This window comes from Pseudomonas fluorescens NCIMB 11764, from assembly GCF_000293885.2.
GTDB classification, from domain to species: domain Bacteria; phylum Pseudomonadota; class Gammaproteobacteria; order Pseudomonadales; family Pseudomonadaceae; genus Aquipseudomonas; species Aquipseudomonas fluorescens_B.
Genome location: NZ_CP010945.1, coordinates 1,506,078 through 1,529,548, shown reverse-complemented (window position 1 = coordinate 1,529,548; position 23,471 = coordinate 1,506,078). Strand labels below are relative to the sequence as shown.

Here is a 23,471-nt window from a genome sequence, read left to right as displayed (position 1 = left end):
CGGTTTGTTTAGCGCATCACGATGCCGCGATGAGCCATGTAGGCCTTGGCTTCCTGCACGGTGTATTCGCCGAAGTGAAAAATACTCGCCGCCAATACCGCGCTGGCGTGGCCTTCGAGAATACCGTCTGCCAAATGCTGCAGGTTGCCGACACCGCCGGAGGCGATCACCGGAATACCCAGCGCATCGCTGATGGCGCGGGTCACGCCCAGGTCGAAACCATTTTTCATGCCGTCCTGATCCATGCTGGTCAGCAGGATTTCACCGGCACCCAGGCCTTCCATCTTCTTCGCCCACTCGACGGCGTCGAGACCGGTTGGCTTGCGCCCGCCGTGGGTGAAGATTTCCCAGCGCGGGGTTTCGCCCGGACCGGAGACCTTCTTGGCATCGATGGCGACGACGATGCATTGCGAACCGAAATGCTGCGCCGCTTCGCCAACGAATTCCGGATTGAAAACCGCAGCGGTGTTGATCGAAACCTTGTCCGCGCCGGCATTCAGCAGATTGCGAATATCCTGCACAGTGCGCACGCCACCGCCCACGGTCAGCGGAATAAACACCTGGCTGGCCATGCGTTCAACGGTGTGCAACGTGGTGTCGCGACCATCGACACTGGCGGTGATGTCGAGAAAGGTAATCTCGTCGGCACCCTGCTCGTCGTAGCGACGGGCGATTTCCACCGGGTCACCGGCGTCACGAATGTTCTCGAACTTGACGCCCTTGACCACCCGGCCGTTGTCCACGTCCAGGCAAGGGATGATGCGTTTGGCCAGCGCCATGGTCAGTCCTCAGCCTTTGTACGAATCGCAGAAAGCTTGCGCTTCAGCGACGTCGAGGGTGCCTTCGTAGATCGCCCGGCCGGTGATCGCGCCGATGATGCCTGGCGCCTTGGCGTCGAGCAGCGACTTGATGTCACCCAGATTGTGGATACCGCCGGAAGCGATCACCGGAATGCGCGTGGCAGCAGCCAGCGCTGCGGTGAACGGTACGTTGCAGCCCTGCATCATGCCGTCTTTGGCGATGTCGGTATAAACGATCGCGGACACGCCGTCGGCTTCAAATTGCTTGGCCAGGTCAATGACCTGAACGGTGCTGATTTCAGCCCAGCCGTCGGTGGCAACAAAACCGTCCTTGGCGTCCAGGCCGACGATCACCTTGCCCGGGAACGCGCGGCAGGCTTCAGCCACGAAAGCCGGATCTTTCACGGCTTTGGTGCCGATGATCACGTAGCTCACGCCCGCTTTCACGTAGTGCTCGATGGTTTCCAGGGAGCGGATACCGCCGCCGATCTGGATCGGCAGGTTCGGGTAGCGCTTGGCGATGGCCGTGACCACTTCGCCGTTGACCGGCTGACCTTCGAAGGCGCCGTTCAGGTCGACCAGATGCAGACGACGGCAACCGCCCTCCACCCACTTGGCAGCCATGCTCACCGGGTCATCGGAGAACACTGTGGAATCTTCCATGCGGCCCTGGCGCAGACGAACACAGGCACCGTCCTTGAGATCGATAGCGGGAATAATCAGCATCTGGCAAACCTTCAAATTCGATTGTTCAGCTTCGCTCGAAAATCAGTTTTTCTCGAGCGCCCACAGGTCGCTTTCGATGCTTTCGAACCTCTCTTTGAGGTGCGTCTGCACATCGAAAATCGCCCTGTTGTAATAGTGCGGAGCAATTTCGCGAGTAAACAGCTCAAGAATTTCGGCCGCCTCGAACGAACCCAGGTCCAGTTCGAAGCGATCCTCCATGAAGCGTTTGATCTTGTGATTGGCCTCGCTCTCCTGTTCGGGAGTGAGGGTCAGGATCGGCGGCTTCTTCTTGACGGCCATTTACCAGCGACCATCCCACGCAGCGAAGTTCTGCAGCAATTGCAGGCCATGGGTATGGCTCTTCTCCGGGTGGAACTGCACGGCGAAACGCGAGCCATCGGCCAGCGCCGCAGCGAAATCGACACCGTAGTGCCCGCCACCCACCACCTGCCGCGCATTGCCGGCAGCGATGTAGTAGCTGTGCACGAAGTAGAAACGCGCCAGGTCCGGAATGTTGTGCCACAGCGGATGCGAGATCGTCTGCTTCACTTCGTTCCAGCCCATGTGCGGGACCTTCAGGTGTTCGCCGTCTTCATGCAGGTCTTTGCCGAAGAACTTCACCGCGCCCGGGAACAGGCCGATGCATTCGACGCCGTCGTTCTCTTCGCTGCTGTCGAGCAAGGCTTGCATGCCGACGCAGATGCCGAGGAACGGACGGTCCTGGCTGACTTCACGCACCAGCGAATCGAAGCCCAGGCGACGGATTTCCGCCATGCAATCGCGAATCGCGCCGACGCCGGGAAAAACCACCCGGTCGGCTTCGCGAATCACGTCGGCATCGCTGGTGATCAGGACCTTGCCGGCACCGACGTGCTCGAGGGCCTTGGCCACCGAGTGCAGGTTGCCCATGCCGTAATCGATAACCGCGACCGTCTGCATTACAGAACGCCTTTGGTCGACGGCATCTGACCGGCCATGCGGTCATCGAGCTCTACGGCCATGCGCAGGGCGCGGCCGAATGCCTTGAACACGGTTTCGATCTGGTGGTGGGTGTTGGTGCCACGCAGGTTGTCGATGTGCAGGCTGACCAGCGCATGGTTGACGAAGCCCTGGAAGAATTCCTGGAACAGGTCAACGTCGAAACCGCCAACGGTGGCGCGGGTATAGGGAACATGCATCTGCAGGCCTGGACGGCCGGAGAAGTCGATCACCACGCGCGACAGCGCTTCATCGAGCGGCACGTAGGCATGGCCGTAGCGACGGATGCCTTTCTTGTCGCCGATGGCTTTGGCAAAGGCCTGACCCAAGGTGATACCGACGTCTTCCACGGTGTGGTGGTCGTCGATATGCAGGTCACCCTTGCTGACGATATCCAGGTCGATCAGCCCGTGACGGGCGATCTGGTCCAGCATGTGCTCAAGAAAAGGAACACCGATATCAAATCGGGCCTTTCCGGTGCCATCCAGGTTGATCGAGGCTTTGATCTGGGTTTCCAGAGTGTCGCGCTCGACTGACGCCTTACGTTCGGCCATCACCAGCTCCGCAAAATCATTGGGCGAAAAAGGCAGCCATTATAGGGGCGCGGGCGGGAAACAGAAACACGGGAGGTGATATCACTGACGGAGTGAATCCGGGCGTGCCGGGGATAGACATGTCCATACAAGCCAATCGGACGGAATACAAAACAAATGTGGGAGATTCTATGTTTGGGGGGAACACCCAAACATAGAATTTGGCTTGTATTCGGTTTGGTTTTTCATCAGGGCAAACATCACTCTGGCCAGCTTGCGTGCCAGGATAACCAAGGCCTGAGTGCCTTTTAGACCTCTGGCCAGATAGCGTTCGTAGTACGGCTTCCAGGTCGGCGAACGGCTGGCAGCCATAGCGCTATTGTGAAACAAGCGCCGGAACTCCGAGTCCCCTCGTTTAGAGAGTCGGCGCTTTTGATCCTTTTGTCCTGACTGCCTCACACGCGGATCCATGCCGAGGAAGGCGACGTACTCGTCGCTGTTGGCAAATTCCCCACGCATAAAAGCAGTGGCCGCTGCGGTGGCCGTCAGGAGCCCTACGCCCTCGATGGCCTGGCAACGCTTCACCTGATCATCAATCCCACCTTCCTCAGCAATTTCCTTGAGCGTTTTCTGAATCATCTTTTCGAACTGGGCAATGGCGGCCAGAAGCTGGTTGAAGTGCTCTTTCAGCAAGGATTCGTTTTTCCAGCTCTGCTTGAGTGCAACACAGGCCCGGACCAACTGAGCCCGACGGCGAAGCAGGCTTTTCATTTGTGTGTAAGCCTTCGGTGGCGGATTCCAGATCCTCAATCTGTCGGATTCGCGGCTCAAGTAACGGGCCAGCAGCTCGGCATCCAACGTATCTGTTTTCGCCCTCATGCCTATTCCATCGCGGTATTTGTTGAGGCGACTGCCATCGATGACGTAAACGTCATGGCCCATTTCATGGGCCATTTCCGTTGTATCAAGGTGATAGATATTGGTCGCTTCTAGCGCGATAGCGCTGTGCGCTGGCAGCGTCTTGAGCCATTGCTTCAAGGTTGATCGCTTGTTCGCGATATTTAGGGTCTTTTCCAGGTCGGATCGATAGATAACGATCTCGTCCTTCGCCACATCCACACCGACGACCACCTGCGAATCCAGGATTGTCATGGCACACCCTCCGAGCTAGGGTTTAGATACTTGACGGGGTTCACCGTTGCGCTGGCTTGTTTCTATCGTCGGTCCGAGCCGATGCATTCCTTATCGGCGCATTAGGTGAAGGGGTGGGACGAAGTCTCCCACGGTCTGTACTGGTCAGAGTCAGATGACGAGCTTTAGTCCCACCCACCCCTTCAAGTCTAAACATACAAGCGAGCCTGCTCGCGATGAGGCCATGACATTCAACATCTCTGTCGACTGTCAGACCGCTATCGCGAGCAGGCTCGCTCCCACAGGGGTGATGCGCTTGCCGTTTACTTAGTGGAACAGCACTGCAGTCTTCTGCAGGGTCACCCAGACACCCCACGCCAACGGAATCCCCACCACCAGCCACGCAGCAATCGCCAACGGCTTGGTGCCCGGCGCCGCTTTCCACTCCAGCACAGTGCTGGCGTCAGCGCCCTTGTCATGGCCCAGCGCCTGTTCGGCGGCCAGTTCAGCGTCGGTCATGAAGTATTTATCGGCGACCGGACGCACCAGCAGGTTGCAGATGAAACCCAGCACCAACAGGCCCGCGAGGATGTACAAGGTGATGTCATAGGCCGCGGCGCGTTCAACGCCGATGCTCAGTTGATATTCACGCAGATAGTTCACCAACACCGGACCCAGCACGCCTGCCGCCGCCCATGCCGTCAGCAGACGACCGTGGATCGCGCCGACCATTTGCGTACCGAACAGGTCTGCCAGGTAAGCCGGCACCGTCGCGAAACCACCGCCGTACATCGACAGGATGACGCAGAACGCCGCCACGAACAGCGCAACGTTGCCCAGATGACCGAGGTTCGGGATCAGCGCGTACAGCGCGAAACCGAGAGCGAAGAACACAAAGTAAGTGTTTTTGCGGCCCAGGTAGTCCGAGAACGACGCCCAGAAGAACCGGCCGCCAATGTTGAACAGGCTCAGCAAACCGGTGAAACCGGCAGCAATCGCCGCGATCGAGGCCAGTTGCCCGGCGTCCAGCTGACCAAACGTCTGGTCAGTGCCCAGCAATTTGCCTGCGAACACTTCCTGCAACAGTGGCGAAGCCATGCCGAGGATGCCGATACCGGCGGATACGTTCAGGCACAGCACCAGCCACACCAGACGGAATTGCGGGGTTTTCCACGCCACATTCACGTGCACGTGACGATGGGTGATCATCGCGTTCGAAGCTTTCTTCGCCGGAGCGGTCCAGCCTTCAGGCTTCCAGCCGGTTGGCGGAACGCGGTAGGACAGTGCGCCGCCAATCATGAACACGAAGTAGATCGCGGCCATCACCAGGAAGCTCTGCCACACGCCCACGCTTTCTGCCGATGCGAAGTGACCCATCAAAGCCGCCGCCAGCGGAGCACCAACCATCGCGCCGCCACCGAAACCCATGATCGCCATGCCGGTCGCCATGCCGCGCTTGTCCGGGAACCACTTGATCAGGGTCGAAACGGGCGAGATGTAACCCAGGCCCAGGCCGATACCGCCAATGACCCCGGAGCCGATCCACATCAGCCAGATCTGGTGCGTGTACACGCCCAACGCCGAAATCAGCAGGCCACCACACCAGCACAGAGCCGACACAACGCCAGCCTTGCGCGGCCCGGCGTGCTCCAGCCAGCCGCCCCAGATCGCTGCGGAACAGCCGAGGAAGATGAAGAACAGGGTGTAGATCCAGCCGAGCATCGAGATCGGCCAGTCGCATTGCGATGAGAAAACCTGCGAGATGAAGCTCATGTCCGGCGCGCAAGCCACTGCCTTGGTCACGCCCAGTGCCTTTGACAGCGGCAGCCAGAACACCGAAAAGCCGTAAGCCATGCCGATGCAGAGGTGGATGGCCAACGCGGCCGGTGGTACCAGCCAGCGGTTGAAACCGGGCTTGGCGATGATGCGCTCCTTGGACAGGAACGAGGGCTGGTCGGCGTTGAGGCCGTCCGCCGTGATGCTCGTGGTCATTGTGTATCCCCCAATTATTAGTATGGTTCGCCAGCACTCTTCACCCCCCAGCCTTATGCGCACGCATGACTGTTTTTAAGGTGAAGCTCCATTTTGGTGCGACATCACGTCGCAGAAGGACGGACGAACTGGCAGAGGTTACCATTTGCACGTGACAGAAAAACCAAACTGATATCACCTTTTCTAAAGTCGTCTGTTCTCGTACCACTGAAGGAACCGCCATGCCTATCATCGTCGAGCTGCTGAACGGAGCCACCTATCAGGATCAGCAGGATCTACAGAAAATCTACCGTGACGCGCCCGACTGGCTGTTCGCCCCGTTCGCCGGCGATGTGCAGTTGATTGAAGGCTGCCTGCGGGACGGTTCGCTGATCGGCGGGCGTTTCAACGATCGCCTGTTGGGGGCCGCACGCCTGCAAAGGCACCAGGACGTCTGGCATCTTTCCCAGCTATGCGTGAGAAAAATCACCCGTCGTCGCGGGGTAGCTGAACGGCTGGTGAACGAAGCCCAGGCAATGGCGTCCCAATCGGGCGCGACATTACGCCTGCTGGCGCCTGCCGGGCACCTTGAGGCACAAGCCCTGGCGGCCAAGTTGAAAGTGCCGCTGGATACACTGCCGGACTGATCGCTGACCGGTCGTCCGCTTCGGGGCGCTATACTCCCCGGCTATATTCGAATTCGACTAACTACAAGGACTCGCCCATGAAAGCGTTCGGCAAAATCCTGGGTCTGGTACTTCTCGGGCTGTTGCTGATCATTGTGGCGCTGGGCTTTGCCCTGACCCACCTCTTCGATCCCAACGACTATAAAGACGAGATCCGCCAGATTGCCCGCGACAAGGCCCACATCGAGCTGACGCTCAATGGCGATATCGGCTGGAGCCTGTTCCCGTGGCTCGGCCTGGAATTGCACGAAGCCAGTGTCGCGACCCTGGCCAAGCCCACTGAACCGTTCGCTGACTTGCAGATGCTCGGCCTGTCGGTGCGCGTGCTGCCACTGCTGCGCCGTGAAGTGCAGATGAGCGATGTTCGCGTTGAAGGCCTGAACCTGCGCCTTAACCGTGACAAGGATGGCCACGGCAACTGGGAAGACATCGGCAAGGCTCCCACGACTGCCGATCCGACTGCGCCTCCCGTCACTCCCGGCAAACCTGCACCGGAAACCACCGTCCAGGTGGAAAAACCGGCGCAACCGATTCGCCTGGACATCGACAGTCTGACCGTCAATAACGCCCGCGTTGAATACAGCGACGAGAAGACCGGCAAGCAGTTCAGCGCCGAAAGCATCCAGCTGAGCACTGGGCCGGTTCACGATTCCACCAACATCCCGGTCAAACTCACCGCGTTCCTCGGCACCAACCAGCCGGTTCTGCGGGTGCGTACCGAACTCAGTGGCGAGCTGCGTTTCGAGCGCGCCCTGCAACGCTACAAATTCGAAGATATGAAGCTGTCCGGTGAAGTCGCCGGCGATCCGCTGCAAGGCAAAACCGTGACTTTCGCCGCCCAAGGGCAGTTGTTGCTGGATAAAGCGGCAAACGTCGCCGAATGGACCGGCATCAAGATTTCTGCCAACCAGCTGCGCGCACTGGGCGAGCTGAAGGTCAACGACCTCGACAAGACACCGCAAATCAACGGCGGCATTTCGATTGCCCAGTTCGACCTTGCGAAGTTCGTCGACAGCATCGGCCAGACACTCCCGGCCATGGCGGTGGGTAGCCTGAGCAAAGTCGAACTGGTCAGTCGCGTTGCCGGTACGCCGACCAGCGTGGTGTTCGACAGCATCAACCTGAAAGTCGACGACAGTACCTTCACCGGCCGCATTGCCGTCGAAGACTTCGCCAGGCAATCGCTGCGAGCGGCCCTCAAGGCCGACACGTTCAACGTCGACCGCTACCTGCCGCCAAAATCCGCCGAAGCCGACAGCGCAACCCAAGTGCGCAAGGCTGAAGTCGCCAGCACCGAAGCCGACGCCATGGCCGGCGCAGGTAGCACGCCGCTGCCGGACAAGCCCACCAAAGACGCGTGGAGCAGCGAGCGCCTGTTGCCGGTGGAGCGCCTGAGCAAACTCGACGTGGACGCTGACCTGACCTTTGGCCAGTTGACCCTCCAGAAACTGCCGATCCAGAACGCGGCGCTCAAGGCCAAAGGCAAGGAAGGCCTGCTGACCCTCGAGAATCTGCGCGGCGTCCTGTACGACGGCACCTTCGAATCCAAGGGCACCCTCGATGTGCGCCAACAGACACCGGCGCTGAACATGCAGACGAGCATCCGCAAAGTGCCTGTGGAAAAAATCCTCGAAAGCCAGGGTAAAAATCCGCCGGTCAAAGGCCTGGTCACGCTCGACAGCAACCTGACCGGCAACGGCAACAGCCAGAAAGCGCTGATCGAAACCCTCAACGGCAACGCCAGTTTCGTCATCAACAACGGCGTGCTGCTCAATGCCAACCTCGAACAGCAACTGTGCAAAGGCATCGCCACGCTCAACCGCAAAACCCTCAGCGGCGAACCGCGAGGCAAGGACACACCGTTCCAGGAACTCAAGGGCAACCTGACTTTCCGCAATGGCGTGGCCAGCAACCCGGACCTGAAAGTGCGTATTCCGGGCATGACCGTTAAGGGTGACGGCGACGTCGACCTGCGGGTGCTGGGCATGGATTACCGCGTGGGCATCATCGTCGAAGGCGACACCAGCGCCATGCCGGATCCAGCCTGTCAGGTCGGAGACAAATTCGTCGGCATCGAATGGCCGTTGCGCTGCCGCGGCCCGCTGGAACTCGGCGCCAAGGCTTGCCGCCTCGACAATGAACGCATGGGCCAGGTCGCCACCAAAATGGCCGGCGACAAGATCAGCGAAAAGATCGACGAGAAGCTGGGCGACAAGGTCAGCCCTGAGCTGAAAAACGCATTGAAGGGGCTGTTCAAGCGATGAGATCCGAGCAGTTTTCATCGGCGGTGCTGGACTGGTACGACCGCCACGGCCGCCACGACTTGCCTTGGCAACAAGGCATCACACCGTATCGGGTGTGGGTCTCGGAAATCATGCTGCAGCAGACCCAGGTCAGCACCGTGCTGAATTACTTCGACCGTTTCATGGCCTCGCTGCCGACGGTCGAAGCGCTGGCCGCTGCGCCGGAAGATGAAGTGCTGCACCTGTGGACCGGCCTCGGTTACTACACCCGCGCGCGCAATTTGCAGAAAACCGCAAAGATCGTCGTTGCCGAGTACGGCGGCGAGTTTCCGCGGGATGTGGAAAAGCTGGTTGAGTTGCCGGGGATCGGCCTGTCCACGGCGGGCGCCATCGCCAGCCTGAGCATGGGCCTGCGGGCACCGATCCTCGATGGCAACGTCAAACGGGTGCTGGCGCGGTTTACAGCGCAAGAGGGTTATCCCGGCGAGCCAAAGGTCGCCAAACAGCTGTGGGCGAACGCTGAGCGCTTCACGCCCCATGATCGGGTCAACGCCTACACCCAGGCGATGATGGATCTGGGCGCCACGCTTTGCACCCGCAGCAAACCGAGCTGCCTGCTCTGCCCGCTGGAAAAGGGCTGCGAAGCACACATGCTCGGCCTGGAAACCCGCTACCCGATCCCCAAACCGCGCAAAGCCGTGCCACAGAAGCGCACGCTGATGCCGATGCTCGCCAACGACGAGGGTGCGATTCTGCTTTACCGCCGCCCCTCCACAGGCTTGTGGGGCGGTCTCTGGAGCTTGCCGGAACTCGACGACCTCGATGACCTGCAGCATCTGGCTTCGCAGCACTCGCTGGAGCTGGGCAGCCAACAGGCGCTGCCGAGCCTGGTGCACACCTTCAGCCATTTTCAGTTATCCATCGAACCCTGGCTGGTTCAGGTCCAGGAGGCCGGCCATCACGTGGCCGAGGCCGACTGGCTCTGGTATAACCTCGCCACCCCGCCGCGCCTGGGCCTTGCCGCCCCGGTCAAAACCTTGCTCGAACGCGCGGCCGCCGTATTGAACGCAGGAGAGTCGTCATGACCCGCACCATCATGTGCCGCAAGTACAAAGAAGAACTGCCCGCCCTGGAGCGCGCGCCATTCCCGGGCGCAAAAGGCCAGGACATTTTTGACCACGTCTCGGCCAAGGCCTGGGCCGACTGGCAGAAACACCAGACCCTGCTGATCAACGAAAAACGCCTGAACATGATGAACGCCGAAGACCGCAAATACCTTCAGGGCGAGATGGACAAGTACTTCTCCGGCGAGGAATACGCCAAGGCTGACGGCTACGTTCCGCCGGCTGAATAATTCCGTTTTTTCGAGGGTCGGAACGTAAGCGACGGTAATAATTAAAATTTTTTTGAAAACTTTCTTGACGACCCTCCGAAAAACCAGTTTAATGCGCCCCGTTGCCCAGATAGCTCAGTCGGTAGAGCAGGGGATTGAAAATCCCCGTGTCGGCGGTTCGATTCCGTCTCTGGGCACCACCTTTCGTTTTCAGGTGGTACCAACAACACCTGAAAGCTCACAGAGAACCCGCCTAGTGCGGGTTTTTTGTTATCTATGGTTCCCCACCATTCCCTTGTAAGCCCAAACACATGTGAGTAGATTCGTGAGTAGATCCAGTTCGGTCTAGGAATCTACTCACACCACGGCGGCAAAATGCCCGTCTGGTGCGGCCTACAAGGAGGCTGCTTTGCCACTCTCAGATACCACCATCCGTACCGCCAAGCCGAAGGACAAGCTTTACCGGCTGACGGATGCCAACGGGTTATGTTTGGAAGTGGCACCGACAGGCACCAAGCTATGGCGGTACCGCTACCGTTTTAACGGCAACGCAAAAATGCTGGCGCTGGGCAAATACCCTGCTGTCACTTTGCTGAAGGCCCGCCAGCTACGCGATGAGGCCCGCCAACTGCTGACGGAAGGCACCGACCCCGGCGAACACAAGAAAGCCGCCAAACAGGCTCAGAAGGTCGAAGGGCTGACTTTCGAGACGCTGGTGTGGGAGTGGTACGACTACAGCTCGCCACGGTGGGCAGAGGCAACGGCCTACAAAACCAAGTTGTATCTGGATAACGACATCATCCCCGGCATAGGTGCGCGCCCGATAAAAGCCATTACTCGTCCCGAGCTGGTCGAACTGGTGCGCACAGTCGAGGCTAGGGGCACGCTTAATGCCGCTGGCAAGATTCGCCAATGGCTACACCAGATATTTCGTTTTGGCCTGGCAAGAGGTGTCGTCGAGATCAATCCGGCCACTGACTTAAACGTGGTCGCTGCGCCCACCAAAGCCGCTCGCCATCACCCGCACGTCACCTTTGCTGAATTGCCCGAGCTGCTGGGCAAGGTCGACGACGCGAACATCCACTCCCTGACCCGGCAGGCCATAAAACTGCTGACGCTGACAGCGGTTCGCCCTGGTGAGTTACGCCAAGCGCCATGGTCTGAGTTCAATCTAGACGCCGCCACCTGGACGATTCCCGCCGCCCGCATGAAAGCCCGCCGCCCGCATATAGTCCCTCTGCCCCGTCAAGCCGTCGCCATCCTCCGCCAGCTCCACGAAATCACCGGTCGTTACTCGCTGGTCTTTGCTGGCGCCAATCCCGAACGCCCTATGAGCGAAAACACCATCAACAAGGCTTTGCGGTTGGCCGGATACGAAAACAGGCAGACGGGCCACGGGTTCCGCCACTTGCTCAGCACTGAGCTGAACGGGCGCGGGTACAACAAGGATTGGATTGAGCGCCAGCTTGCTCACGGGGACAGCGACGAGATTCGCGGCACTTACAACCATGCGGCCTATGTCGAACAGCGCCGGGAAATGATGCAAGCTTGGGCCGATTCGATAGACGCCCTATGCGCCGGCGCCAACGTGGTTAGCATCAAGCGCAAGGCATAGTTTCCTAGTGTGCGCGCGCTCGGTTGGGAGTGGTTGGGCTTTGCTGATAACATAATGGCTATCGCTGTACATTCGTACAGCCGTCATATATGAGCTTGGCAGATGTCGGGATCTGGTGGAGACGAGAAGTTAGAACCTTTCGGGCGTATAAGGCTCGACGGGGTCTATTCTGACTGGGCGTCAGGTCACCATCTGAACCCCCGTCTCTTGGCCTCCGAACTCGCCGCGACACTCGAGACGTTGGCACCGTTAGACCAGCCAATTCAGTCTCTACATGCGAGCATCTTTTCGGGCGGGCGTTCCGACAGGAATACTCACATCACCCATGGCGCGCTGGCCGACTACTTCACCGCTGCCAGCACCGGCAGAGCTAACGCAACTATCTCAACCAACTCGGGCCCGATATCAGCCGCTAACGTCCTAATATGGCGTAAATGGATTGAGCGACTTGTTGACGAGGCGACCGTCCGTGCCGAGCTGGCAACTGGGTTTGCTCAACCGGCAAACGACAGCTTGTCGTTTTCGATGGCAGTTAATGGCTCTGCTGCAACAACCTTCCCGCCTCAATCCGTCATACCAAGCAATTCCTCGATAGTTCTCAAAACGCAACAAGCGCAGTTGCGCCGCGACGGTGAAAAAACCGCCAGCGAACAACTGGACGAACACCGAGTCGCCCGGGAAAGGGCAGAACAAAAGGTGGTAGGCCTTTCAGCCCAAATCCATACAACGACAGCTCAAAACCAAGAACTCATGGACACGCTGGAATTGGTGCGCCGGGAACTTAGCATCGAACGCCGGGCCAGGCTCAAAGCTGAAGATGAAAGCATCCGCATGGAGGAGCAGCTTGAGCAGGTTATGGGGCTTGCCGAGTTCATGAACCACGACAATCAAATTTCGCCACCTGATGGCCGATTAATTGTTGAGTGCTGGTGCGAGATCACGCAGAACGGAACAACCGCCCCCACTGTTGGCTGGAGCGAGACCGTTACCAGGTGGTTCAAGGCGAGAGGGGTCACCCCACCAGCAATAAAAGTACGGTTATTCGTCATGGCATTGACTGGGGCAGGTCGCAAAAAAGGCGGCGCCATCGCTAGACCATTGAAAAAGGGGTGACCGGTTGCAGCCCTCGTCTAGCCTGAGTTGTAGACTTTACCGTCGCACCAAATTGAGCTACCTGTGACAGGTTTACTCCCACCTGTTACCTGTTACGCCTAAACCTAAATCGCCAGCATTGTCATCGTCGATTACCCAAAACGCCCCGGAGCGACTATACGATGACAGCCACTACCCATCCCATCCGAACACCAGTCAAGCAAGCGGTACTTGTCCCCGGCGACAAGCCAGCAATCCGCTTCATCAAGCGCCAGACAGTGGAAGGCATCACAGGCCTTTCCTGTACCGAGATCTACCGCCGCATTGCCGCCGACAACTTCCCGAAGCAAGTAATGCTCGGGCCGAAGTGCGTGGTCTGGGTCGAAGATGAAATTTACGGCTGGATGAATGACCGCATCGCCGAAAGCCGAGCGGTGGCCTGAAATGAAAAAGGCCACGATCCCCGAAGAGAAACGCAGCCTGTCGCAAGGCAATACTACCACCAGCCCCAGCCCTGCCGTACTGCTGGAAACGGCACCCACCAAGATTGCCCGCGCCCTGGTGTACTTCCGCCACTTTGGCACGCTCAATCGGTTTGAGGCGCCGAAGTGGGTTGGCGACACCTGCCTAAACTCGACCATCCCCGTTCTCGAAAACAGCTACAGCCTGACCTTTGAGCACATCCCTGAGAAGTCGCCCAACAACTGGGGCGAGCCTTGCGACTGTACCCGTTACCGCCTGCTGGAAAGCGCGCACGACCAAGCCGACAAGGTGCTGGCGCTGATGTTCAACCGTGCGGCGAAACGCCAGAAGGTGGCGGCATGACGGCCGAGATCATCACGCCGATGGGCGAAAGTAATATCGGTAAATCCGACATTACCCTGGCTCAATTCAAAGGCGAGCCCCGAGTGGATAGCCGGCAGCTCGCCGAACAGCTGGGCAATCAACACAAGAACACCGTAGAGCTGATCGAGCGTTACCTTGGCAAGTTCAAAGAGTTTGGACTTCTTCCGTTTCAAACGGAGGCAGTGAAAACGCTGGAGTCTCGCGGCGTTAAGCACCTGAAGTTTGCCCTGCTGAATGAGGATCAAGCGTTCTTCCTGCTGGCGTTGTCTCGCAACACTGATCGTGTCGTAGAGCTGAAGGCTGATCTAATCATGGCGTTTCGCGAGGCCCGTTACGGCCACGCCTGCCAGACGCTGGAGGCCCGAAAAAAGGAGGCTAGCAGCAGTGGTCGCCGCCTTGCTCATTGGCGTTATGACAAGCCTAGCGTTTACCAGCACGTCGCCCACCTGAGGGAGCAACTCAAGCTTCCACTCGATCTGGAGGACGTGCGCCCATGATGAATGCCTTGCTCATGCCCCACGATGAGTGGTCTATAACTTCTCTTGCCAGCAGTCACGCCCGCCGGTATGGTTTGCCCTGTCACATTGCTGACAACGACCTTGGCGGGTCGAAAAGTAAACGGCGCAACAGCGCCCCTATTACGATTGCAGGCGCTTTTTTTGTGCCCGCATTCTCGTGTTATGGCGGGTTGCGCAGGAGCACCTTCGGGTGCGCCGGGTTCCGTTTACCCCGGTCCGCCAATCCTGTGCAATTCGCCACCCTTCCCTGCTTGGCGGCAGATAGGAGTGGCTCCAATGAAGTAAGCGGAGCTACACCCATGAAACACGCCCTCTTTCCGTCCGTAATTCGCGCCTTTGCTCACCGCCACATGGCTCTGATCGCTCTTCGCGCAAACTCTCCCTTGTCCGTCCGTCTCGCCCGCTACAACGCCCACATGGCCATTGTCCGGACCTTGGAAACTGTAGGGGGTGCCGTATGACTTACCCCATCCAATCCTCCGCATCGTCCGCCGACAGTCCACTTAACGAGTTGCGTGACGTGCAAGACATCCTTGTACTGCTGAGTCTGGCGCTTGCCATCATCGCCTCACCCTCCACGCCAATCCTTGTCGCCCGCGTCGCCGCCGTGATGGCCCAGCACACCGCCATGGCCTGGGCAGAACTCCTCGACGACGCGATCGCCGCGCAAGGGGGTGAAAGATGAACCGCCAGCTTTTGTCTTCGCTCTTCGCCGAGCGCGAGCACGCATCTTCGTGGTGGAGTGTCCTCAATCAATTGCGCATCTCCAACCAGCTGCCAGAGTGGGTTCGCACCAAAGTAGTTGGTAGTGATACCGACTATGAAGAGTCGATGCTCGAAAGAAGCATCGTCAATCATGCGCTGTTTGGCATCGACGAAATTCGACCGGGAGACGACCTTCGGCCATGCGCCTTTGAGTATCAGAGTCTCATTGACCTGATGGAGTTGGAGCGCACCCGTTATCTGACCTGGTGGACCATGCTCAATGAAATGCGGGCGCGTAAACAGCTGCCGGAATGGGTTGCGACTAACCGCATAGGTCACGGCCCGGACCATGAGCGGTGGTCTGACAAAGCGGCCAAGGTCAACCAGATGCTGTTTGGCCAACCACATGTTCGCCACTTGGCGACGCAGCTTCGGGTGCCTGAGGGGCCACGACCAGATTCTCGCCAGCGCACAGCGTCGCTGACTCCCGTGAATTGCTGATTCGATAAAGGTTTAAGCACATGAAGATTCAAAATGGCGCGCCAGCGTCAACGGGATCGGCTTGCCCGAAAAAAGCCACAGAGCTGTTTTATGTGACCCATCCGAAAGCGCTGAAAGCGTTGCTTGGGCCCTTCCTGACTGAGGCTGACGCGGAAGCTGGCCGCATCGTGATGCGTAGTGCTGAAGCCGCAGTGACGGCCTGCTTGGTCGATTCAATCGACGACATCACGCACTGGCACGCCGTGAACAATGGCCGGGTTTGCCGGGTCTTTGCTGGGAGCGCCAACCATGGGTGATGTGATCCAGTTCGATCCACTCACCAGCATCGTCCGCGACGACGTGCCGCCGCACATGGACGACTTCGGGCGCGCGCTGCTGATCGGTGCCTTCAGCGATCTGGTGAAACTGCGTGACAGCGCGACGAGCGAACACAGCCGCAAGCAATCCGATGCGATCGTTAAGCAGATCGGCAGCGTGCTGGCGCGTTACGAGCCGGAGGGTGCGGCATGACAGACACCACGATCCTTTTCCGTGACGCGCTCCAGTCGGTATATGGGCCGCTTGATTGGCTCCCAGAGCCTGACGGTGCGATTCATCGTTTCCGCGTGCCAGACGACAAGGTCGGTACGCTCAACGGCTGGTACGTCCTGTACCTGGACGGCATTGCCTCGGGCGCGTTCGGTAGCTGGAAATCCGGTGGCGCCAGCACCTGGTGTAATCGCGAACCGGTGGACGCTCAGGAGGCCGCGCAGATCCGCGAGCGAGTTGATCAGGCCCGACGCCAACGCGAAGCCGAGCAGCACCGGCGCCAGCAGCAGGCCGCTGAGCTGGCCAACCGCTGGTGGCGCAACGCACGTCGCGCCGCACCCGATCACCCCTATCTCGCCGCCAAAGGAGTTCGTTCCCACAGCCTGCGCCAGCGTGGCGCTGATCTGCTGGTACCGCTGTACCTCGATGGTCGCCTGGTCAATCTGCAGAGAATTGCCCCGGACGGCGCCAAGCGTTTCTTGCCTGGCGGCCGCGTGAAGGGCACGTACTCGCCGCTAGGCATCATCGAGCCCGGTTCCGTGCTCTGCATCTGCGAAGGATGGGCGACGGGCGCCAGCCTCCACCAACACGGCGGCTATGTTGTCGCCGCTGCCATGAACGCGGGCAACCTGATCCCGACGGCAATGGGCCTTCGCTCCCGCTACCCGCGCCAGCCGATCGTTATCGCCGGCGACGATGACCGGCTCACTGACGGCAACCCAGGACGTACAGCGGCGAACGCAGCCGCGGCGGCAGTAGGCGGCCAAGTGGCTTTCCCTGATTGGCCAGAAGATGCGCCCAATGACCTCACTGACTTCAACGACCTCGCAAATTGGAAGCTCGCCAATGGCCAAGCCTGACACAAACGTGATCAACCTTCGGCCAGAAGCCGCGACCATTGCGCCCGATCGTCCCTGCTGGGCCGTGTACGAGCACTGGGTGACCAATGAGAGAGGCCGCAAGCTTCGCCCGGGCGTTTACTGGCACAGCTTTAAGCGCTCCTCGGCCGATCAGGACGACGCTGAAAGCGATGTCGGCGATCGACCTATCACAGATGAATGGATCTCCAGTCCTGTCACGGTATTGGCTCGCACCACCAACAGTGACGACGGCAGCGAGGGGCGGCTGCTCCGCCTGGTGACCGAGGGCGGGATAAAGGAATGGATCATTGCCATGGAAGTGTTCGGCGGCAGCGGAGAGGACGCCAGGCGCGCGTTGTTCGGCATGGGCGTCATCATTGCGCTCAAGAAGCGCGGCACGTTCATGGAGTACCTGCTCGATCAGCAACCTGCAGAAGTATTTGCCACCACCAGCCGGCCGGGCTGGCATGAGTCGGGGGCGTTCGTTCTCCCCGGGCGGACGATCGGCAGTGCCAATGTGCGGTACCAGGCCAGCAACAAGGCTCAGGTGTTATTCAGTCGACGCGGCGAGCTGGCGCTGTGGCAGTCGGAGGTGGCCGCCAAGTGTGCTGGCAACCCGGTACTGACGTTGGCGATCGGCTGCTCATTGGCCGGCCCCCTGCTGAGCCTAGTCGGCGTGCTGGGTGGAGGTGTTCACCTTGTGGGCGACAGCTCGAGCGGCAAGTCGCTGGCGCAACTGATCGGCTCGTCGGTATGGGGCGACCCGGGCGTGTTCGCTGCCAGCTGGGACATGACCAAGGGCGGGCTTGAGATCGAGGCGTCTAGCCGTAACGACACCATCCTGCCGCTGGACGAGATCAAGCGCGCCGACCCCAAGCGAGTACAGGAAATGGCCTACTCCCTCGCCAACGGCCAAGGTAAGGGGACCATGACCCGTGAGCGTGAGGGGCGCGCCAAACTGAGCTGGCGCCTCCTAACCCTGTCCAGCGGCGAACGCTCGCTTTCCGAACACGCGGCCATTTCTGGCAATGCCGCCCATGCTGGTGCTGAATTGCGCATGGTCGATGTGAACGCCGGCACTCGCACGCACCGGGCCTTTGATGAATTGCACGGACTTGAGGGCGCGGACTTCCACCGGCAACTCACCGTTTCCGTCGGCGCCCACCATGGACACCTTGGGCCTGCGTTCGTCGAGAAGCTGCTCGCCAGCGATGACCGACCAGGACTGCTGAAGGACTTCGCCGGGATTCGCGCCAGCTTTGTAGAAGACAATGCCCAAGCCGGTCGTGTCGCAGACCGGTTCGCTGTGATCGCGCTCGCCGGCGAGATGGCGACCGCTTACGGCCTTCTACCTTGGGAGCCTGGTACAGCCCTTGCCGACTGCCGTTTATTGTATGGCGAATGGCTCAGTCGAGTTGGCAGCGGCAATGCCGAAGATCGCCAGATCCTAGCCGGCATTCATGACTTCATCGACCGCCACGGCAGCAGTCGCTTTTCCGACGTCGACGACCAAGTACCTGACACCAAAGTGTTCAATCGTGCGGGTTACTGGGAGCTGGTCGGCACCAATCGGCTGTACCTCTTCAACAAGCCGGCGCTTATTGAGGCTGCTAATGGCTATGGCCTGAATCGCATTATCAAGGCACTGGAGGGAGCCAACGTTCTCGCCTGCCATAACACCGAACGCAAAACCAAAAACTACCGACTCCCAGGTGGTGGCCAGGCGCGTCTCTACGTGATCGATCCAGAGAGCATCGATCGTGAAGGCGGTGGAGCATGAACATCCCTCAAGCACCATCCACCCGGAATGCCAGAGTTCACAGGAACCTAGAATCACTGGCAACAGTGGCAACACCGGCAACGGCCTTGTGTGGCGGGGCTTACAGCCGTTGCCACTCTATAAAAAAAGTGGCAACAACTGGCAACGCACACCTCATTTTCAACATAAGCGAGCGGCTCAACCCGTCGGCTTGGGCATCACTGTTGCCGGTTAAAATACGGTGGCAACGATTTGGAAGCATCAGCAACGCCTGGAGCCCACGGTTTACGGGACTGTTGCCATTGTTGCCGCTGTTGCCGGTGTTTTTGAGATCACAGGAACATTGGACTACGAGCGAGCAGGGCGAGGTATCGCAATGAGCCTCCTTTCACCATTGCTTGATCACATGTTGCCAGCCTTTATCGGCACCGAACCCGAGAAAGCCGGTAAGCCAATGTCACGCACACACCTGGCGCTGGTCACCCCCGCGGAACGCCCTCCTCAGTTCATCACCGGCCCGCATGCAAGCGCCGCCACCGCCACGCCTGAGTGGCGACAGGCCCGCGACCAATATCTGAACCACATCATGGTTTGTCGGTCCTGCTACGCACCCATAGGCCGCCATTGCAATGCTGGCGCCGACCTGCGTGCCAGCTACGACGGCACGCCTATGGAGGCGCACCAATGACGCCTGCGCGACACGGTTTGCGAATGACAAAAACGTGTCGCGGCATCGAGCAACAACACCGGGCATAAGCCCATGACCAGCGCCAGCGGCGCACCAGAGGTACAAATGACAGAACAGGACAGCAACGCGGCGGGCGCACCGCCAACCCATGAGGAACGCTTCGCCGAGGCGTGCAAGACAGACAGCTTTGAGTCGTACCCGCTGAAACAGGGGCCTGACTCTGGATACTTGGTATGGGATGTCCAGCACGTCCGTGACGGCCAAAAGGTGGCCATCGACGGTCCTTTCTTCACCGAGGAAGAAGCACGAGTCTCAGCCGATCTGCTCCGAGGAACGTTCCGTGGAGCACGGGCCTATAAGACGATCCGCGACCGAATTTGGAATTATGACCCGCGGAATGAACAGGTGACATTCGATCAGGCGCGGATGTCGCGATCTCTTCTCGCCATCCGCCTTGGCGTGAAAGCCCCCACCAACAGCGCCGTCGGCGCACCGGAGTAAATCATGACGCTTTCCACTAACCATTTTGAGGTGATGCGATGAGCGCTATCGTTAACCAGCCCATGACCCGCATCCTTTTGTCTGGCAGCCTGGCAAAAACCTTTGGCCGCGAGTTTTTCCGTCAATTGGAAACGGGGACCACTCGTGAGGCGTTCAGCGCTTTGCAGCACACCGTCGAGGGCTTCGCCGACTTCATCCGCGACTCTGCCCGACGCGGCCTGCGCTTTGCCATCTTCCGCAACCGCAAGAACGTTGGAGAAAGTGAGTTTACGTTGAGCGGGACCACTGAGATCCGCATTGTCCCGGTTATTGCGGGCAGCAAGAGCGGTGGCATATTTCAGACAGTCTTAGGGGTCGCGATGATCGTCGCGGGCGTATTCCTCTCGGCGACACCACTCGGGCCGCCACTAGTCGCGATGGGCATTTCAATGGTCATCGGCGGCGTCATACAAATGCTTTCGCCTGTGCCTAAAGCCTCCGGCCAGCAAGAGCAGGCCGTCACCGAAAACAAGCCGAGCTACCTCTTCAACGGCGCATTCAACTCCACGCAGCAAGGGCTACCGGTTCCGGTTGTTTACGGGCAAATGCTGGTCGGTTCAAGCGTTGTTGCAATTGGCACATGGTCGGAGGCGATTCCGGCATGAGTTCAGCCCTGCAATAGGTCAAGGCGAGTGATACATTCGCTCTTTTCCAGGAGAGAAAAGCCATGCAAAGGATTATCGCGGCAGGACTAGTCGCACTGGCTTTGAGCGGATGCGCAACGTCACCAATGCCGGTTTCCGAGGCGAAACCGGTTCCCTCCGATGAGATTTATGGTTTCAAAAGCCCAGCCTTGAAAGACTCGGGAAGCCTCACAGTTTTCAGGGATGATGGTTTTGTTGGATCAGGTTGCGACATCATTCTCTACATCGATGGGCAGCGCGCAGCTAAGATTGGGCCAGGCCAAAAGGTGTCTTTCAATCTGCCCGCTGGAGATGTGAATCTCGGAACTGGGCTCGCCGAATCAGGGCTGTGTTCTGGTGCTGCAATCAAAACCGTCGCATCGAACATCAAATCCGGAAAGGAAGCCATCTACCGAATCAACGGGGATATGCAAGGCTTCTATCTCGGGCCTTATGTTGACTACAGTCGTTGAGACTCGCTCTGCATCTTGAGATTGTAATCTCCAAAAGTATCCAGTTGCGAGTGGTTGCCGGCGCTGCCCAACCTTAACAATTGTTAACAGGCTGACGGGCTAGCGAGAGCTCGCCGGCGCACCTCAAACTGCTACTTTCATAGCATTTTCCAACGTTAGGTTTTGTTAGGTTCTGGTGCGCGCTCGATGTCAGGTTTTCTCAGGTTCTCACGTCGGTCAGATGTCAAGTTTTGACAATTATTCGAGTTAAGTTTTACTAAGTCACTGGCGCTGACCAGATCGCTTGGTATTCGCTCTGGTGTCCAAGGTTTGGCGCGGTGGCGACCAATCGAGGTGACCACCATCAGTGACCACTTTTACCGGTCACGGAAGCATTGAATGGCTATTTGGGAAATCAACCCCATGGAAGACCCGCGTCAAGTACCGACCGGCATATTTTTCACACAATGTTTCACGCATTATCTTCACGCAACTGGAGTCTGTGAAACCGCCTCGGAGACAGGCTTATCCGGTAATGGTACGCAGCTCAATACGCACCATCGGTACGCACTCGCCCATGCGTGCCGGCAGCAAGTTCGCACCCGAGTTCGCACGTCTGGTTCGCACCCACCATTGCGCGAACCTGGGCAACCCGCAGGTCAAGAAATGTTGAGGCCGCCTGGCGCTGGTTTCCACTGTGGTTTCCACCAAAAGCAGGTGGTCTGATTGGCGGCCCACTCCCTACAAAATATGCCAAGGGACGGAGGCAATAGTGACGCGCTCGACCTATGTCGAAAAAACGAAAAACCCCACTATATTGTGGGGTCTTTATGTACGATTCACTTAACGTTTAAGCAGCGGCGAGTGCGCGCCGACGCTTCATAGCAATGGCAATCGAGCGCAATACATCGTCTGCAGCATTTACAATTTTCACATGGTTAACGACAAAATCGAAACCTTGTTCTAATACCAGCACCCCGAACAATTCATCTGCAAATGATTCGGAAATTGAAGCCACGTCACCTAGGTCAATTACGACCTGATCCTGATCCGACAGCAGCTTATATAAGCTAGACCGCTCCCGCGAGGCTAAGGTACGTGACGCCAGATCAGTGTGCCGAAAGGTATACGCTTCCATGGTCACCCCCTCAGTAATCTCATAATGTCGTCTACGTCGTCAGCTTCTAGGGGCTGTTTAACCGCCAGGAAGCTGGATTCTTTGATTGTGAGCGAAATGGCAACTCCTTTCCAGGGTACCTGCAAAGGGCGGTAACGTGTCGCTCCGTTATGAATATGCATAACGCTATTACCTGACGCTAAATATAAGTCGCCATCATATGTTTTCGCAAGCTCCACAAGCTTAGCCAATCCTAAGCCCTGATGGTGGTTGCCATTACTGCGAACGGTAATGGGGGCAGCGCCGAAAGGGGTAGAGCCTAAGAAATCGTCTGGCACAGCTTGTGCCCACTCGTCGGCTTTTGCAGCTAGCTTGCTAGAGTTTCCCTTCTGGACACACCATTCAATAGCGTCTCGATCTGATTGAATGCCTGGAGTTTTGGCTAACCTCAGCTCCTCCAGAAACCCCAATCCGCAGTCTGCAAGGGCAAACTCAATGTAAAAATCTGTAGAGTTCGCTCCACAAGATCTACGCTGGGCCATCGAGAAACCGGTACTCAACCCATGGGACCATACGTTGTCGTGAAGCTCACCAACAACGTGCAGTAGCTCTTTGAAAGCAGGACTTTGACTGTAGTCCGCGGCTGCTTCTGAGCCTAGCCTTCTTAAACATCCATTAATTTGAGCTGTCGCATCATCGACCGCATCTTGAGAGGCCAAAGGGGTCAGAAGGGAGTAATTGAGGCCCACGTTTTTTCGTGAAAACTGGTAATCGTCGTTGCCCCATAAGGCTTTTGATAGCCCCATAGCGCTGAAGTACCCCTGATTCCCTTGGCTAAGCACTACAAAATCGTCCTGACCTACTCCCTTATAGGAAAGATAGGCTGCCATTGAAGCTATGAACCCAGGGGTATAGTAATCATTGGGCAACTCATGCTTCTCATGTGTTTGTAGGCCACCAAAATTCTGGGGAAGCCAATCCATTGCATTTATGAGGGAGGACAACGTCAAATCCTTCTGCGCTTATTGATCGTGCATTTTGGCAGTAAATCAATAAGAGCGTACAGGTCTGCTTTTTGGTTGCAGCTCTGCCGTTCCTGGCCATTCTCTCTCAACCTCACACATCTCATTGCGACCATCCACACGAACCTGACTCCCCGGAAAGCAGCGGTTCACCTGGTATGCAGACAATCGCAGCACATCCGAGCGCCGTACCCGTCCAGAATG

28 protein-coding genes and 1 tRNA gene are annotated in these 23,471 nt (G+C 58.3%); 20 read left to right on the top strand and 9 right to left on the bottom strand.

The window, feature by feature from the left end; translation table 11 throughout:
* Window positions 1–8: 8 nt before the first annotated feature.
* The 7 genes from hisF to B723_RS07065 all read right to left on the bottom strand — a co-directional run bounded on the left by hisF (window position 9) and on the right by B723_RS07065 (window position 6,160).
* Complete coding sequence (gene hisF / locus B723_RS07095; protein ID WP_007897430.1) at window positions 9–779, bottom strand: imidazole glycerol phosphate synthase subunit HisF; 771 nt, start codon at window positions 777–779, stop codon at window positions 9–11.
* 9 nt (window positions 780–788) lie between these two features.
* The gene (gene hisA / locus B723_RS07090) at window positions 789–1,526 is read right to left on the bottom strand and encodes a 1-(5-phosphoribosyl)-5-[(5-phosphoribosylamino)methylideneamino]imidazole-4-carboxamide isomerase (protein WP_017336056.1); all 738 of its coding nucleotides are present in this window, start codon (window positions 1,524–1,526) and stop codon (window positions 789–791) included.
* A gap of 42 nt (window positions 1,527–1,568) precedes the next feature.
* The gene (locus B723_RS07085) at window positions 1,569–1,826 is read right to left on the bottom strand and encodes a DUF2164 domain-containing protein (RefSeq protein ID WP_008005317.1); all 258 of its coding nucleotides are present in this window, start codon (window positions 1,824–1,826) and stop codon (window positions 1,569–1,571) included.
* Window positions 1,827–2,465 (bottom strand): imidazole glycerol phosphate synthase subunit HisH, encoded by a 639-nt coding sequence (gene hisH, locus B723_RS07080; RefSeq protein ID WP_017336055.1) that lies wholly within the window; start codon window positions 2,463–2,465, stop codon window positions 1,827–1,829.
* Entirely contained in the window at window positions 2,465–3,058 is a 594-nt protein-coding gene (gene hisB, locus B723_RS07075) for an imidazoleglycerol-phosphate dehydratase HisB (RefSeq protein ID WP_003218037.1), read from the bottom strand. The genes hisH and hisB overlap by 1 nt, the downstream gene beginning before the upstream one ends.
* A 168-nt stretch (window positions 3,059–3,226) precedes the next feature.
* Window positions 3,227–4,189 (bottom strand): IS110 family transposase, encoded by a 963-nt coding sequence (locus B723_RS07070; protein ID WP_017341458.1) that lies wholly within the window; start codon window positions 4,187–4,189, stop codon window positions 3,227–3,229.
* Between the two features lie 306 nt (window positions 4,190–4,495).
* Window positions 4,496–6,160 (bottom strand): OFA family MFS transporter, encoded by a 1,665-nt coding sequence (locus B723_RS07065; RefSeq protein ID WP_017336054.1) that lies wholly within the window; start codon window positions 6,158–6,160, stop codon window positions 4,496–4,498.
* Between the two features lie 221 nt (window positions 6,161–6,381).
* Between B723_RS07065 and B723_RS07060 the strand changes: the two genes are divergently transcribed.
* The 20 genes from B723_RS07060 to B723_RS06960 all read left to right on the top strand — a co-directional run bounded on the left by B723_RS07060 (window position 6,382) and on the right by B723_RS06960 (window position 21,149).
* On the top strand, window positions 6,382–6,786 hold the full coding sequence (locus B723_RS07060) for an acetyl-CoA sensor PanZ family protein (protein ID WP_017336053.1): 405 nt from the start codon (window positions 6,382–6,384) through the stop codon (window positions 6,784–6,786).
* Between the two features lie 77 nt (window positions 6,787–6,863).
* A complete protein-coding gene (locus tag B723_RS07055; RefSeq protein ID WP_017336052.1) occupies window positions 6,864–9,089 on the top strand; it encodes an AsmA family protein in 2,226 nt (741 codons plus the stop codon).
* Window positions 9,086–10,153 (top strand): A/G-specific adenine glycosylase, encoded by a 1,068-nt coding sequence (gene mutY, locus B723_RS07050; protein ID WP_017336051.1) that lies wholly within the window; start codon window positions 9,086–9,088, stop codon window positions 10,151–10,153. The genes B723_RS07055 and mutY overlap by 4 nt, the downstream gene beginning before the upstream one ends.
* Complete coding sequence (locus B723_RS07045; RefSeq protein ID WP_010464608.1) at window positions 10,150–10,422, top strand: oxidative damage protection protein; 273 nt, start codon at window positions 10,150–10,152, stop codon at window positions 10,420–10,422. Before mutY ends, B723_RS07045 begins: the two co-directional genes overlap by 4 nt.
* 103 nt (window positions 10,423–10,525) lie before the next feature.
* Window positions 10,526–10,601 (top strand) — tRNA-Phe (locus B723_RS07040).
* Window positions 10,602–10,810: 209 nt separating this feature from the next.
* On the top strand, window positions 10,811–12,016 hold the full coding sequence (locus B723_RS07035) for a tyrosine-type recombinase/integrase (protein ID WP_017336050.1): 1,206 nt from the start codon (window positions 10,811–10,813) through the stop codon (window positions 12,014–12,016).
* Between the two features lie 102 nt (window positions 12,017–12,118).
* Window positions 12,119–13,129, top strand: a complete 1,011-nt coding sequence (locus B723_RS07030) for a hypothetical protein (RefSeq protein WP_017336049.1) — start codon at window positions 12,119–12,121, stop codon at window positions 13,127–13,129.
* A 161-nt stretch (window positions 13,130–13,290) separates the two neighbouring features.
* A complete protein-coding gene (locus B723_RS07025) occupies window positions 13,291–13,551 on the top strand; it encodes a helix-turn-helix transcriptional regulator (RefSeq protein ID WP_017336048.1) in 261 nt (86 codons plus the stop codon).
* Window position 13,552: 1 nt separating this feature from the next.
* Window positions 13,553–13,933 (top strand): hypothetical protein, encoded by a 381-nt coding sequence (locus B723_RS07020; RefSeq protein ID WP_017336047.1) that lies wholly within the window; start codon window positions 13,553–13,555, stop codon window positions 13,931–13,933.
* Window positions 13,930–14,451 carry a Rha family transcriptional regulator gene (locus tag B723_RS07015; RefSeq protein ID WP_017336046.1) on the top strand — a complete coding sequence of 174 codons (522 nt, stop codon included), beginning with the start codon at window positions 13,930–13,932 and terminating at the stop codon, window positions 14,449–14,451. The genes B723_RS07020 and B723_RS07015 overlap by 4 nt, the downstream gene beginning before the upstream one ends.
* 478 nt (window positions 14,452–14,929) lie before the next feature.
* Complete coding sequence (locus tag B723_RS07005) at window positions 14,930–15,157, top strand: hypothetical protein (protein ID WP_017336045.1); 228 nt, start codon at window positions 14,930–14,932, stop codon at window positions 15,155–15,157.
* Entirely contained in the window at window positions 15,154–15,678 is a 525-nt protein-coding gene (locus B723_RS07000) for a hypothetical protein (protein ID WP_017336044.1), read from the top strand. The genes B723_RS07005 and B723_RS07000 overlap by 4 nt, the downstream gene beginning before the upstream one ends.
* A 20-nt stretch (window positions 15,679–15,698) precedes the next feature.
* Window positions 15,699–15,974 (top strand): hypothetical protein, encoded by a 276-nt coding sequence (locus tag B723_RS06995; RefSeq protein ID WP_017336043.1) that lies wholly within the window; start codon window positions 15,699–15,701, stop codon window positions 15,972–15,974.
* Complete coding sequence (locus B723_RS06990; RefSeq protein WP_017336042.1) at window positions 15,967–16,188, top strand: hypothetical protein; 222 nt, start codon at window positions 15,967–15,969, stop codon at window positions 16,186–16,188. Before B723_RS06995 ends, B723_RS06990 begins: the two co-directional genes overlap by 8 nt.
* Complete coding sequence (locus B723_RS06985) at window positions 16,185–17,066, top strand: toprim domain-containing protein (protein ID WP_017336041.1); 882 nt, start codon at window positions 16,185–16,187, stop codon at window positions 17,064–17,066. The genes B723_RS06990 and B723_RS06985 overlap by 4 nt, the downstream gene beginning before the upstream one ends.
* Window positions 17,053–18,846: a DUF927 domain-containing protein gene (locus B723_RS06980; RefSeq protein ID WP_017336040.1), complete on the top strand. Its 1,794-nt coding sequence runs from the start codon at window positions 17,053–17,055 to the stop codon at window positions 18,844–18,846. Before B723_RS06985 ends, B723_RS06980 begins: the two co-directional genes overlap by 14 nt.
* Window positions 18,847–19,201: 355 nt before the next feature.
* Window positions 19,202–19,513 carry a hypothetical protein gene (locus tag B723_RS06975; protein ID WP_031318265.1) on the top strand — a complete coding sequence of 104 codons (312 nt, stop codon included), beginning with the start codon at window positions 19,202–19,204 and terminating at the stop codon, window positions 19,511–19,513.
* A 105-nt stretch (window positions 19,514–19,618) separates the two neighbouring features.
* The gene (locus tag B723_RS06970; protein WP_017336038.1) at window positions 19,619–20,014 is read left to right on the top strand and encodes a hypothetical protein; all 396 of its coding nucleotides are present in this window, start codon (window positions 19,619–19,621) and stop codon (window positions 20,012–20,014) included.
* A 38-nt stretch (window positions 20,015–20,052) separates the two neighbouring features.
* A complete protein-coding gene (locus tag B723_RS06965; protein WP_017336037.1) occupies window positions 20,053–20,658 on the top strand; it encodes a tail assembly protein in 606 nt (201 codons plus the stop codon).
* A 62-nt stretch (window positions 20,659–20,720) separates the two neighbouring features.
* Window positions 20,721–21,149 carry a hypothetical protein gene (locus B723_RS06960; RefSeq protein WP_017336036.1) on the top strand — a complete coding sequence of 143 codons (429 nt, stop codon included), beginning with the start codon at window positions 20,721–20,723 and terminating at the stop codon, window positions 21,147–21,149.
* Between the two features lie 829 nt (window positions 21,150–21,978).
* Here the strand turns inward: B723_RS06960 and B723_RS06955 are convergent.
* Together B723_RS06955 and B723_RS06950 are read right to left on the bottom strand one after the other, a co-directional pair.
* Window positions 21,979–22,266, bottom strand: a complete 288-nt coding sequence (locus B723_RS06955) for an STAS-like domain-containing protein (RefSeq protein ID WP_017336035.1) — start codon at window positions 22,264–22,266, stop codon at window positions 21,979–21,981.
* A gap of 2 nt (window positions 22,267–22,268) precedes the next feature.
* Window positions 22,269–23,249: a hypothetical protein gene (locus B723_RS06950; RefSeq protein ID WP_144425208.1), complete on the bottom strand. Its 981-nt coding sequence runs from the start codon at window positions 23,247–23,249 to the stop codon at window positions 22,269–22,271.
* Between the last annotated feature and the right edge of the window lie 222 nt (window positions 23,250–23,471).